This window comes from Streptomyces sparsogenes (assembly GCF_001704635.1).
In the GTDB taxonomy this organism is placed as follows: domain Bacteria; phylum Actinomycetota; class Actinomycetes; order Streptomycetales; family Streptomycetaceae; genus Streptomyces; species Streptomyces sparsogenes.
On record NZ_MAXF01000028.1, the window covers coordinates 30380 to 42992 of the forward strand.

Sequence of the window (12613 nt, forward strand, 5' to 3'; positions counted from 1 at the left end):
ACATGTGCACGAGTGAGATGACCCAGGTCATGTGACCGCTGCCCTCAGGTCCGGGCCGGTGATGGCGATCGGGCCGGCGGAGTCGGTGCGCAGGACGGCGGCGCCCTGGGCGCGGAGCGTGGCGACGGTTCTGGGCGACGGGTGGCCATAGGGGTTGTCGGCACCACAACTGATCACGGCCAGTCGCGGGCTCAGCCGGCGCAGCAGGCGCGGGTCCTGGTAGGCGGAGCCGTGGTGGGCGACCTTGAGGACGTCCACCTCGGGCAGCGCGGGGTGGGCCGCCAGCAGGGCGCTCTGGGCGGGTGGTTCGAGATCGCCCAGGAGGAGGAGGGTCAGTCCCGCCGTGCGGACCAGAAGGGTGACGCTCGCGTCGTTCGGCCCCTCCACGCCCGGCGCGACGGGCGTGGAGGGTGTGGTCGGCCCGGCCGGCCCGGCCGGCACGGTGGGCCCGGCCGGGGGCGGGGGCCAGAGGACCTCCCAGGACAGGGAGCCGACCCGGCGGCGCTCCCCCGGCGTGGCGGTGATCACCGGGATGTGTGCCGCCTCGGCCCGGCGGCGCACGGACTCGGCCTGTTCCGGCGGATCCCGCAGGGCCGTCGTCTCGATCGCCCCCACCGCCCGCCCCCGCACCGCGCCACTCAGCCCGGCCACATGGTCGGCGTGGAAGTGGGTGAGGACCAGCAGCGGTACGCGGACCACGCCGAGCGCCCGCAGGCAGCGGTCCACGGCGCGCGGCTCCGGCCCGGTGTCCACGACGACGGCCGTGCCGGGTCCGGCGGAGAGGACCAGCGCGTCGCCCTGGCCGACGTCGCAGACCACCATGCGCCAACCGGGCGGCGGCCAGCCGGTGATGACACGGACCAGCGGGGCCGGGCGGAGGAGCGCGAGCAGCAGGAGCAGCGCACAGAGCGCGCACAACACCCGGTGTCTCAGCAGGCGACCGCCGGTGAGCACGGCCACCGCCGAGACGGCGGCCAGCAGCAGTCCCCCCGCCCAGCCGCCCGGCCAGGCCGTCTCCGCCCCGGGCAGCCCGGCGCCGGTGCGCGCCACGGTGGCGATCCACCGGGCCGGCCAACCGGCCAGCCAGGCCAGGCACTCGGCGACCGGAAACGCGAGCGGGGCCGCCGCGAGGGCCGCGAAGCCGAGGACCGTGGCGGGGGCGACCGCGAGCTCGGCGACCAGGTTGCAGGGGATCGCCACCAGGCTCACCCGCCCGGACAGCAGCACGACGACCGGGGCGCACACCGCCTGGGCCGCCACCGCCGCCGCCAGCATCTCGGCCGGCCGGGGTGGCAGCCCGCGCCGCCGCAGGGCGGCGCTCAGGCCGGGCGCGAGGGTGAGCAGCGCCCCCGTGGCCAGCACGGACAGCACGAACCCATAACTCCGCGCCAGCCACGGGTCGTAGAGGACCAGCACGAGCACGGCGGCGGCCAGGGCGGGCAGGAGGGACCGGCGCCGGCCGGTGGCGATGGCCAGCAGCGTGATCAGCCCGCACGCGGCGGCGCGCAGCACGCTGGGATCGGGTCTGCAGACGATGACGAAGCCCAGCGTGAGCGCGCCACCGAGCAGCGCGGTCAGCCGCAGCGGGATGCCCAGCCGGGCGGCGAGACCGCGCCGCTCGACCCGGGCGGCCAGATGGGGCGGGCCGATCAGCAGGGCCAGGATCAGGGACAGGTTGCTTCCGCTGACCGCCAGCAGGTGCGTCATGTCCGCGGCGCGGAACGCCTCGTCGAGGTCCGGCGGCACCCGTGAGGTGTCCCCCACGACGAGTCCCGGGAGCAGGGCCCGCGCGTCGGGGGCCAGCCCGTCGGTCGCCGCGCGCAGTCCGGCGCGCAGCCGTCCCGCCGCGCGCTGGGCCGCGCTGGGCCCCGCGAGGATCCGCGGCGCACTCCCGCCGTCGACGACGCGCACCACGGCGGCGAGGCGGTCGCCGTCGTGGGAGGGCGGGGCGAGGCGGCCGTGCACGCGCAGGCGCGTGGAGGGCAGCAGCCCGAGCCAGGCGGCCCGCTGCCGGGGCGATGCGTAGGTGATCACGAGGACCGGAGCGCGGGTGGTGGCCGCCGGGCCACCACGGTCGGGGGCGACACGGGTGACCTCCGCCTCCATCACCACGGACGCGTCCGCGAGCGCGGCCCCGCGCACCCGGGGGCGGGTGGGGCGCGGGTCGCCCGTGACGGTCAGCTCGACGATGGCCTCGGCGTACGCCCCGGCCAGCGCCGGCACCGGCCCCCGCCGCACGTCCGCCGCGTGCGCCCATGCGACGGCAGCCGCCACGACCCCAGCCACCAGCGCCGCGAGCACACTCCCCGCCACCCCGCACCACCCCGCGCGGCGCGCCCCACCGCGCCCCGCCGCGCCGGGCCGCCGGGGTGGGGTGCCGTTCGCAGGTGGAGGCTCGGTGTGGGGCGGCGGTGGGGCGCCGCGGGAGCGGTGGGTGGTCCACAGGAGGGCGGCGGCCGCCAGGCACGCTGTCACGCAGACCAGGACCACCGTGCGGCCGGGCGCATCGAGGGTGAGCGCGGCCGCGAGCCAGGCCGCGAGGGCGGGGGGTACGAGGCGCAGGTCGGTCGGGCCCTCCTGACGTGGGGCGGAGGCGCCACGCGGGGAGGCGGCCTCGGCGTGCACCGGGGCGCGGGGGCGCGCGGCCTGCTGGGGCGTCATGGGCGTACCAGGGGGCGGAGGTCGGCGAACCGGCGCTCGCCGATCCCGTTCACCTCGCGGAGTTCGTCGATGGAGCGGAAGCCGCCGCGCTGAGTGCGGTAGTCGAGGATGTGGCGGGCCAGGACGGGGCCCACCCCGGGGAGGGTGTCCAACTGCTCGGCGGTGGCGGAGTTCAGGCTGATCGGCCCGACCGGCGCGGGGCCCGCGCCACCCGCTCCCCCGCCCGCACCGCCGCCCGTACCTCCGCCCGCTCCGGCTGGGGCGGCGGGGCCGCCGCCGGCGGCGCTGGGGGCGGGCGGCGCGCCCACCACGATCTGCTCGCCGTCGGTCAGGACCCGGGCCCGGTTCAGCCCGCGGAGGTCCGCGCCCGCCCGGACCCCTCCGGCCGCCTCCAGCGCGTCGGCGACCCTCGATCCGGAGCGCAGCCGGTGCACCCCCGGGTCGCGGACCTTGCCCGACACATCAACCACGACCGAGCCCTCGGCACCGGCCGTCGGCGCCGCCCCGGCGGCGGGCCGCGCCCCGGGCGGCGGAGCCGGGGGCCGCTCGGAGGCCGCCGCGCGGGGAGGCTCCGGGGGCGGCGCGGCGACCGTCTGCGGTCGGCCGGTCCAGAAGTGGTACGCGGCGAAGGCCACCGCGATGAGCAACGCGACCGCCAGGGCGGCCAGGGTCCGCGGCTCGATGCCACAGCGGAGCTGAAGCCACAGCGGCAGCCGCTCCCTGAGCGCGAGCCGCACCCGGTCGCGGCGCGGGAGGGCCGAGTCGCGGGGTGGGAGGGTCGAGTCGCGGCGCGGAAGGACCGGGTCCGGGCGCGGCACCGTCGCCTCGCGGCGCGGCGTGTCCAGAGCACGGCTCGGCACGGTCGCCTCCCGGCCCGACACAGCCGCCCCGCCGCGCGGCGTGTCCAGAGCGCCGCGTGGCCTGTTCAGGGCGCGACGTGGCACGGTCGTGCGGGTGGTGCCCTCCGGAGTGCCTGGGCCGTTCGGGGCTCCGGGGTCGCCCGGGGCAGCCGAGGAGTTCGGTGCGCCCGGGCCGTCCGGGGCGTCCGGGTCATCCGGGGCGCCGAGGCCGTCCGCGGCATCTGCGCCGGCGGCCTCGGCGCTCGTCTTGGCCGACACCGGGTCCCGCTCCGGGGCCGGTCCCGTGGTCGGCCCCGCGCCCCGTGCCGTATCCCGCGCCGCGCACGGGGTGTCCGGGCGCCCAGGGGCACCGTCCGGCGGGTGAGCGCCATTCGGGGCGGCCTCCGGGGGTGGTGGGGGTGGCGCCGCGGGGAAGAGCGCGGCCGCACGCGCCTGGCGGTGGTATGCGGCGGCGGCCGGGCGCGCGCCGAGGCGGCGGCGCAGCTGATGCGCCGTACCGGAGGGCGGTCGGCGGCGCAGTTGGTGCCCCGTACCGGAGGGCGGGCGGCGGTCGTGGCGGCGGCGTGAAGCCGGCCTCGTGGTTACTGTGCGTGATCGTGCTCCCATGCGTCCTGACGGTAGGCCGCCTCGCCCGATCTCGCCGACGGGCCCCGATTTCCGGGGATAACCCACCGGTTGTGGATAACCCGGTCACCCGGACGTGTCCCCGAACCGGCCCCGTCGAGCCACCGCCCCACCGAGCCCGGCCCGCCGCCGCTCCCCTACCGCGGTGAGACCACCGCGCCCAGCAGTCCGGGCCCCGTGTGGGCGCCGATGACCGCGCCGACCTCGCTCACGTACAGCTCCGCCAGCCCGGGGACCCGCTCGCGCAGCCGTTCCGCGAGGGCCGTCGCACGGTCGCTCGCGGCGAGGTGCTGGACCGCGATGTCCACGGGGCTCCGGCCCGCCCGTTCCACCACGATCTCCTCCAGCCGGGCGATGGCCCTGGACGCGGTGCGGACCTTCTCCCGCAGTTCGATCCGGCCCTCGTCCAGTTGCAGCAGCGGCTTGACCGCCAGGGCCGAGCCGAGCAGGGCCTGGGCCGCCCCGATGCGGCCGCCGCGGCGCAGGTAGTCGAGGGTGTCGACGTAGAAGTAGGCGGCCGTGGACTCGGCCCGCTTCTCGGCTGCCGCGACGGCCTCGTCCAGCGTGCCGCCGCTCTCGGCGGTCTCGGCCGCCGAGAGCGCGCAGAAGCCGAGGGCCATGGCCACCATGCCGCTGTCCACGACCCGCACCGGCACGGGGGCGTCCTGGGCCGCGAGCACGGCGGCGTCGTAGGTGCCGGAGATCTCGGCCGACAGGTGGAGGGAGACGATGCCGGTCGCGCCCGCCTCGGCGGCGGCCCGGTAGGCGGCCGCGAACATCCCCGGGCTGGGCCGGGACGTGGTCACCGGTCTGCGCTTCTGCAACGCCTGCGCGAGGGACCGGGCCGAGATCTCGGTCCCCTCCTCGAGGGCCCGGTCTCCGAGCACCACCGTCAACGGCACAGCGACGATGCGGTGCCGCTCCATGGCCTCCTGCGGAAGGTACGCCGTGGAATCGGTCACGATCGCGACATGGCGGGACATGACTGGGAGGTTATCGGGGGACGGCCCGGGCCGACAGCGCGACCCCGCCGGATGATCAGGTCGTGTTCTCGCGGCGCGCGCCCGGGGTGTCGGCCGCCGCTGTCTCCGGAGCGTCGGCCGCTGACGTCCCCTTCTGCCACCAGCGGTCCGTCCCGACCGTGGGGGCGGGGCCGGTGATCGACCTCGGTGGTCCGTCGGCCGCCGCGGGCCCGGCCTCAGGGCCGGGATGAGCCGCACCCCCGGAACCGGCCGCACCCTCCGAAGCCGATGAAGCCCCGGGGACCCCCGAGGCCCCGGACGCCGCCGCCGGCTCCGGGCCCGGCGCCCAGTGCCGCAGCGCGCTCGCCTCGAACGCGATCTCCCGGTCCAGCTCGTCCAGGTCGTCCCGGGCGAACCGCTGCGCCCGGTCATGTGCCGCCCAGCGCAGCGAGTCGGCGGAGCGCGTGATGCGCTCGGCGCGCTCCCGCAGCTCGGGCAGCCGGGACTCCAGGCGGGGCTTGGTGGGCTCCTGCTCCAGCCGCTTCAGCTCCTCGTCCAGCTCGCGGCCATGGGCGCTGAGCCGGTCGAACAGGGCCAACGCCTCGGACAGCGAGGCGTCTTGCGGCGCCCCCGCGCGCAGCGCCTCGTCGGTCGCCCGCAGCGAGGCGCGCAGCGACAGGCGCAGCTCGGCGAGCTCGCCGGCCGGGCCGGGCCGCGCGAGCCGCATGGCCCGCAGGCGGGTGTCCTCCACGGTGCGGCGGGCCTGGCCGACCGTGCGGTCGATGCCGCGCTTGGCCGCCTTGACCGCCCGCACGCTCACATAGACCCCGGCCGAGACGAGGACCAGGAAGAGAAGCAGCAGGGTCCAGACAAGGGCTTCCATGCGCGCTCCTTCGCGGCGGTGGGCCGGGCGGCACCGGGCGACACCGGGCGGCTGCGCCGACCGATGGCACCGGACTCGTCCTCCCACCGTAAACGGAAGGGGCGGGCCGGGGGTTCCCGACGAACCCCCGACCCGCCCTTCCGCACCAAACGGTCAGCGGACGATCACGCGGGGACGATGTTGACCAGCTTCGGTGCCCGCACGATCACCTTGCGGATGTCCGCGCCGCCCAGCGCCGCCACCACCGCCGGGTCGCCCAGCGCCAGCTTCTCCAGCTCCTCCCCGGAGACCGAGGGCGAGACCTCCAGGCGCGCCTTGACCTTGCCCTTGACCTGCACCACACAGGTCACGGTCTCGTCCACGACGTACGCCGGGTCGGCGACCGGGAAGGGCTCGTGGACGACCGTGGTGTCGTGGCCCAGCTTGCGCCACAGCTCCTCGGCGATGTGCGGGGCCAGCGGCGCGACCAGCAGCACCAGGGCCTCGGCGACCTGGCGGGGCACCTCGGGCGCCTTGGTGACGTGGTTGTTCAGCTCGGTGATCTTGGCGATGGCGGTGTTGAAGCGCAGGTTCACCATGTCCTGGCGGACGCCGTCGATCGCCTTGTGCATGGCGCGCAGCGTCGCCTCGTCCGGCTCGGCGTCCACGACGGTGACCTCGCCGGTGGCCTCGTCCACCACGTTGCGCCACAGCCGCTGCAGCAGCCGGTACTGGCCGACCACCGCGCGGGTGTCCCACGGCCGCGACACGTCCAGCGGCCCCATGGCCATCTCGTACAGGCGCAGCGTGTCGGCCCCGTACTCGGCGCAGATCTCGTCCGGGGTGACGGCGTTCTTCAGGGACTTGCCCATCTTGCCCAGCAGGCGGCTGACCTTCTCGCCCTGGTAGCAGTAGGCGCCGTCGCGCTCCTCGACCTCCGCCGCCGGGACCGCGATGCCGCGCTTGTCCCGGTAGACATAGGCCTGGATCATGCCCTGGTTGTACAGCTTGTGGAACGGCTCGGCCGAGGAGATGTGCCCCAGGTCGTACAGCACCTTGGACCAGAAGCGCGCGTACAGCAGGTGCAGCACGGCGTGCTCGGCGCCGCCGACGTACAGGTCGACGCCGCCGGTCGGCTGTCCGTCGCGCGGCCCCATCCAGTACCGCTCGATGTCGGGGTCGACCAGCCGCTCGGCGTTGTGCGGGTCCAGGTAGCGCAGCTCGTACCAGCAGGAGCCGGCCCAGTTGGGCATGGTGTTGGTCTCGCGGCGGTACCGCTTGGGGCCGGCGCCGTCCCCCAGGTCCAGCACCACGTTGACCCAGTCCTCGTTCCGGGACAGCGGGGTCTCCGGGGAGGTGTCGGCGTCGTCGGGGTCGAAGGTGCGCGGCGAGTAGTCCTCGACCTCGGGCAGCTCCAGCGGCAGCATCGACTCGGGCAGCGGATGGGCCACGCCGTCCTCGTCGTAGACGATCGGGAAGGGCTCGCCCCAGTAGCGCTGGCGGCTGAACAGCCAGTCGCGCAGCCGGAAGTTGACGGTGCCCTCGCCGATGCCGCGGGCGGCCAGCCACTCGGCCATCCGGGTCTTGGCCTCGGCGACGCCCAGACCGTCCAGCGAGATCCCCTCGCCCGTCGAGTTGATGATCTTGGCGTCGTACGAGCTGAAGGCGTCGTCCCAGGTCGAGGGGTCGGTGCCGCGGTCGTCCGACGGTTCGACGACGCAGCGCATCGGCAGCTCGAAGGCCCGGGCGAAGGCGAAGTCGCGGGTGTCGTGGGCGGGGACGGCCATGATCGCGCCGGTGCCGTAGCCCATCAGCACGTAGTCGGCGATGAAGACCGGCACCCGCTCGCCGCTGACCGGGTTGATCGCGAAGGCGCCCGTGAAGACGCCGGTCTTGTCCTTGACCTCGGCCTGCCGCTCCACGTCCGACTTGGCGGCGGCCTGCTTGCGGTACGCGGCGACGGCCTCCGCGGGGGTGGCGTGGCCGCCGGTCCACACCTCGTGGGCGCCCTCGGGCCAGGCGGCCGGGACGATGGCGTCCACCAGGTCGTGCTCGGGAGCCAGCACCATGTAGGTGGCGCCGAACAGGGTGTCCTGGCGGGTGGTGAAGATCGTGATCTTGGCGTCGGGGTGGTCCGCCACGGGGAAGTCCACCCGGGCGCCCTCGCTCCGCCCGATCCAGTTGCGCTGCTGCAGCTTGATGGCCTCCGGCCAGTCCAGCGGCTCCAGGTCCGCCAGCAGCCGGTCCGCGTAGGCGGTGATCCGCATGTTCCACTGCCGCAGGTTGGCCTTGAAGACCGGGAAGTTGCCACGCTCGGAGCGTCCCTCGGCGGTGACCTCCTCGTTGGCCAGCACGGTGCCCAGGCCCGGACACCAGTTGACGGGCGCGTCGGAGGCGTACGCCAGGCGGTAGCCGCCCAGTACGTCGGCCCGCTCGGCGGCGGTCAGCGCTTCCCAGGGGCGGCCGTCCGGGGTCGGGCGCTCACCGGAGGCGAGCTGCTCGACCAGCTCGGCGATGGGGCGCGCCTTCTGGGCCTGCTCGTCGTACCAGGAGTTGAAGATCTGCAGGAAGATCCACTGGGTCCACTTGTAGTAGTCCGGGTCGATCGTCGCGAAGGAGCGGCGCGGGTCGTGGCCCAGGCCCAGGCGGCGCAGCTGGCGCCGCATGTTCTCCATGTTGGCCTCGGTGCTCACCCGGGGGTGGGTGCCGGTCTGCACCGCGTACTGCTCGGCGGGCAGGCCGAAGGCGTCGAAGCCCAGGGTGTGCAGGACGTTGTGGCCCGTCATGCGGTGGAAGCGGGCGTAGACGTCGGTGGCGATGTAGCCCAGGGGGTGGCCGACGTGCAGACCCGCGCCCGAGGGGTACGGGAACATGTCCATGACGAACTTCTTGGGTCGCGCCACGATCTCCGGGGCGCCGGCCAGCTCACCGCTCGGGTTGGCCGCGTCATACGTGCCGTTCGCGTCCCAGAAGTCCTGCCAGCGGGCCTCGATCTCGGCGGCCAGCGCGGCGGTGTAGCGGTGCGGCGCGGCCGCCTCGGCGGCATTGGTCTCGCTCATGGTCCTCAAAGCTCCATCGGTCGTCTCTGCCTGCGGTACCGGGCGACTCTTGTCGCAGCCGCGTCTGAAACAAAAAGACCCCTCGCACAGGAGGGGACGCCGCGCCGATTCCGACCGGGTGGATCATCGGCCGGGACTGATCAGCGCGGCCCGCTAAGCAGAAGGCGTACGGCACGCATGGAGTCAGGTTACCGCAGGGCACAGGCGGCCCGCACGAAGGTGGCGGCCGCGGGGCCGGGACCCCGGAGCCATGGGAGCGGTCTCCGGACAGACGACGAGGGGCGGGCCGTCCTCATCGGACGACCCGCCCACTCACACTGTGGAGCTAAGGAGAATTGAACTCCTGACCTCTTGCATGCCATGCAAGCGCTCTACCAACTGAGCTATAGCCCCAGGTCTTGCTCCGCCCGGTTCCCCCGGCGGCATCGCCTACATTACACGGACCGCCCGGCCTTCTGCCAAATCGGTTTCCCCGCCCCCGCGCGCGGCCCCGTTGGGCCGTCGCGGAGAACCCTTACGCCGTCGCGAACGAGTAGAAACGCTTCAGGGTGCAGTGCTCGTCGAGGAGCCGTCCGTAGATCGGCTCCCCCTCGAGCTCCCGGTAGGTCTCGATCGGGTCGCCCTTGATGATCAGCGCCCGCGCGCACTCCACACACCAGTACTGGTAGTCGGGGTTGAGCGGCTCCATGTCGCGCACGATCGGCGTACCGCTGCCACACCAGTCGCACTTCCGGCTGTGCGCTCCCAATCTCACTCAGCTCCAGCTGTGGCCGCAGGCCGTACACACATAGGAAACACCGCCGTTGTCACCGAGGACTTGGGCCACCTCGCCGGAGCCGCAGGACGGACATCGCAGGATGCTGGTCCGCGTTCCCACCGGCCCCTCCCCTTCGGACTCGTCGCCCCATCCCCTCCGGCCGCCGATTCTGCCACGGGAGGGCGCCCAGGTCAGCGGAGATACCTCACACGCCTCACCAGACCCGCGATCGCTCCGCACAGCGCCGTGCCCGTCAGCGCCAGGCAGGTCACCCACAGGGCGTCCGCCGAGGCCCCCGCGCCCGTCGTGCGGCCCAGGAAGACGGCGCCGAAGACCGCCACGCCGGTCAGCAGGCCGAGTTGAAGCGATGTCACCAGCACCCCGCTGGCGTCCGCCGCGTCCTGCGGCTTGACGGTCGCCAACGTCCGGGTCAGCACGGGGCTGTAGGCCAGCGAGAGCCCCGCCCCGACTCCCAGCAGGCATACGAACAGCCAGGCGCCGCCGTCGGATCCGTCCCGCAGCACGAGCCCGACCCCGGCGAACGAGACCGCCGCCAGCAGAAATCCGGCCGCGCTGGTGACGGGGTGCCAGCGGGTCGGCAGACGCCGCCAGTTGAGGCCGACCAGGCCGAACGCCGCGCAGGTGGGTGCGAAGGTCAAGCCGGCCCGCAGGGCGTTGTAGCCGAGCGCGCCCTGCATGTGCAGCGTCAGCACGAACAGGAAGCCCCCGTTGGCCGCCATCGACAGGAGGATCCGCACGACCGCCAGCGGCATGCCAGGCGCCCCCACCACCCGCGGCGAGATCAGCGGCGCCCCGCCGCGCCGGGCCAGCCGGGACTCGTACGCCGCGAAGGCCGCCGCCAGCACCGCGGCCAGGCCCAGCATGAGCCAGCCCCACAGCGGCCAGCCCCGCTCCTGCCCCAGCACCATCGGCACGGTGAACAGCAGCACCGCCCCCGCGAGCAGCAGCAGTCCGGCCAGGTCCAGGGACCCGTACCGCCCCGCCGCCCCGCCGCCCGCGGCGCCCGGGCGCCCCTCCTCGGCGCCGCGCAGCCCGCGCGGCCCCAGGACCAGCAGCACCAGCCCGATCGGCACATTCACCAGGAAGACCGGCCGCCAGCCGGTCCCGAACAGATCCGCCTGCACCAGCACCCCGCCCAGGATCTGCCCGAGGGCGGCGCCGGAGGCCAGCACCGCGGAGTAGGCGCCGAGGGCCCGGGCCCGCGGCGCACCCGTGAAGGCGCGCTGGATGAGGCTGAGCACCTGCGGCATCATCACCGCCGCACCCGCGCCCTGGACGAACCGGAAGGCGATCAGCGCGCCGGTCCCGGGGGCCAGCCCGCAGGCGAGCGAGGCGGCGGTGAAGGCCGCGAGGCCGGCGAGGAACGCCTGCCGGTGACCGATCAGGGCGCCGAGACGGGCGCCGATGATCAGCAGCACGGCGTAGGAGATCGTGTAGCCCGCGACGACCAGCTGCATCCCGGCGCCCGAGGCGTGCAGATCGGTGCGGAGGGTCGGCACGGCGACATTGACGATGAAGACGTCGAGGACCGCCATGAGCTGCCCGGTCAGGACGATCGCGAGCAGCCGGCCGGGGCCGGCCGCGCGGCGGGCCCGGTTGTCAGTGGCATCGCTTCTACTGGATCCACCGGCGTCGTCGACGGCGCCGGACGGCGCGGAGCCGGTCGGGATGGTCGAGCCGGTCGGGGTGGTAGGTGTCATGGAAGCGAGCCTGGGGCCGGGCCGGTACGGGTAACGAGAGCCCGCCGATGCTGGTACTGGCAGCACCTGGCAGCCTTCCCCGGCGGCGGGGAGCATGGTCGGGAGCGTGGCCGAGGGCATGGCCGGAGGGACTGTGGGGGAGACGACGATGACAGCGAAGACCCAGCGCCGGCGGCCCGAGCTGGCCGCCTTCCTGCGCACCCGCCGCGCCCGGGTCACGCCCGCCGACGTGGGCATGGCCCCGGGCCTGCGCCGCCGCACCCCGGGGCTGCGCCGGGAGGAGGTCGCCCAGCTCTCCGGGGTCGGCGTGACCTGGTACACCTGGCTGGAGCAGGGCCGCCCGATCAACGCCAGCGCGCAGGTGCTCGACGCGGTGGCCCGCACCCTGCGCCTGGACCAGGCCGAGCGCGAGCACCTGTACCACCTCGCCGAGGTGCCGTACGTCCCCGGCCCGGCGGCCGAGGCGCAGACGGTCAGCCCCGAGGTGCAGGGCATCATCGACGGCCTGGACCCGCTCCCGGCGGTGGTCTACAACGCGCGGTACGACATGCTGGCGCTGAACGCCGCGTACCGGGCCCTCTTCCCGTCCCTCGCGGTAGCCCCCCGCTCCGAGCGGAACGCGCTGTGGCAGCTGTTCAGCCACCCCGATTGCTGTTCCATGTTCATCAACCGGGCCCATGAGCTGCCGCTCATGGTGGCGACGCTGCGCGGCGGATACGGCCGCCATGTGGGCGAGCCCGCCTGGGAGGGGTTCATCCACCGGCTGCTGGGCGCCAGCGAGGAATTCGGCCGGATGTGGCACAGCGGAGACGTCGCCCCGCCCGGCTCGCGGATCAAGGTCGTCCGCCATGCCTCGGTCGGCGAGCTGCGGCTGATCTCGACCTCCCTGGTGATCCAGGGGGCCCCGGAGAGCCGTGTCGTGGTCTACACCCCGAGCGACGAGCAGAGCCACGCCCTCCTGGCCCGGCTGCGCACGATCGACGACCCGCTGATCGGCTGCCCCCGCCACGCCCGTCGGGTCTCCGAGATCCTGGCGGAGCGGGCGGCGGTCATGGACGCGGACACGAAAGATCCCGCCTCCCTGTGAGAGAAGCGGGATCGGTGTGA

9 protein-coding genes and 1 tRNA gene are annotated in these 12613 nt (G+C 74.7%); 2 read left to right on the forward strand and 8 right to left on the reverse strand.

Going from position 1 to position 12613, the window contains the following annotated elements; translation table 11 throughout:
• Positions 1-27 precede the first annotated feature (27 nt).
• The gene (locus BBH68_RS05495; protein ID WP_065959269.1) at positions 28-2661 is read right to left on the reverse strand and encodes a ComEC/Rec2 family competence protein; all 2634 of its coding nucleotides are present in this window, start codon (positions 2659-2661) and stop codon (positions 28-30) included.
• Positions 2658-3521, reverse strand: a complete 864-nt coding sequence (locus BBH68_RS05500) for a ComEA family DNA-binding protein (RefSeq protein WP_342673116.1) — start codon at positions 3519-3521, stop codon at positions 2658-2660. The genes BBH68_RS05495 and BBH68_RS05500 overlap by 4 nt, the downstream gene beginning before the upstream one ends.
• 360 nt (positions 3522-3881) lie before the next feature.
• Here BBH68_RS05500 and BBH68_RS41375 point away from each other — a divergent pair, with 360 nt between their 5' ends.
• The gene (locus tag BBH68_RS41375; protein ID WP_141712954.1) at positions 3882-4088 is read left to right on the forward strand and encodes a hypothetical protein; all 207 of its coding nucleotides are present in this window, start codon (positions 3882-3884) and stop codon (positions 4086-4088) included.
• 194 nt (positions 4089-4282) lie between these two features.
• On the opposite strand, the gene BBH68_RS05505 is transcribed toward BBH68_RS41375, so the two are convergent.
• From BBH68_RS05505 to BBH68_RS05530, 6 genes are all read right to left on the reverse strand, one after another.
• Positions 4283-5128 carry a DegV family protein gene (locus BBH68_RS05505; RefSeq protein WP_065959271.1) on the reverse strand — a complete coding sequence of 282 codons (846 nt, stop codon included), beginning with the start codon at positions 5126-5128 and terminating at the stop codon, positions 4283-4285.
• 55 nt (positions 5129-5183) lie between these two features.
• Positions 5184-5990 carry a hypothetical protein gene (locus BBH68_RS05510; protein WP_065959273.1) on the reverse strand — a complete coding sequence of 269 codons (807 nt, stop codon included), beginning with the start codon at positions 5988-5990 and terminating at the stop codon, positions 5184-5186.
• A 164-nt stretch (positions 5991-6154) separates the two neighbouring features.
• Entirely contained in the window at positions 6155-9028 is a 2874-nt protein-coding gene (leuS, locus tag BBH68_RS05515; RefSeq protein WP_065959276.1) for a leucine--tRNA ligase, read from the reverse strand.
• A 320-nt stretch (positions 9029-9348) separates the two neighbouring features.
• Positions 9349-9421, reverse strand: a tRNA-Ala gene (locus BBH68_RS05520).
• A 121-nt stretch (positions 9422-9542) separates the two neighbouring features.
• On the reverse strand, positions 9543-9776 hold the full coding sequence (locus BBH68_RS05525) for a hypothetical protein (protein WP_065959277.1): 234 nt from the start codon (positions 9774-9776) through the stop codon (positions 9543-9545).
• A 200-nt stretch (positions 9777-9976) separates the two neighbouring features.
• Positions 9977-11506 (reverse strand): MFS transporter, encoded by a 1530-nt coding sequence (locus tag BBH68_RS05530; RefSeq protein ID WP_065959280.1) that lies wholly within the window; start codon positions 11504-11506, stop codon positions 9977-9979.
• A gap of 148 nt (positions 11507-11654) precedes the next feature.
• Between BBH68_RS05530 and BBH68_RS05535 the strand changes: the two genes are divergently transcribed.
• Positions 11655-12593, forward strand: a complete 939-nt coding sequence (locus BBH68_RS05535; protein ID WP_079150823.1) for a helix-turn-helix transcriptional regulator — start codon at positions 11655-11657, stop codon at positions 12591-12593.
• Positions 12594-12613: the final 20 nt, after the last annotated feature.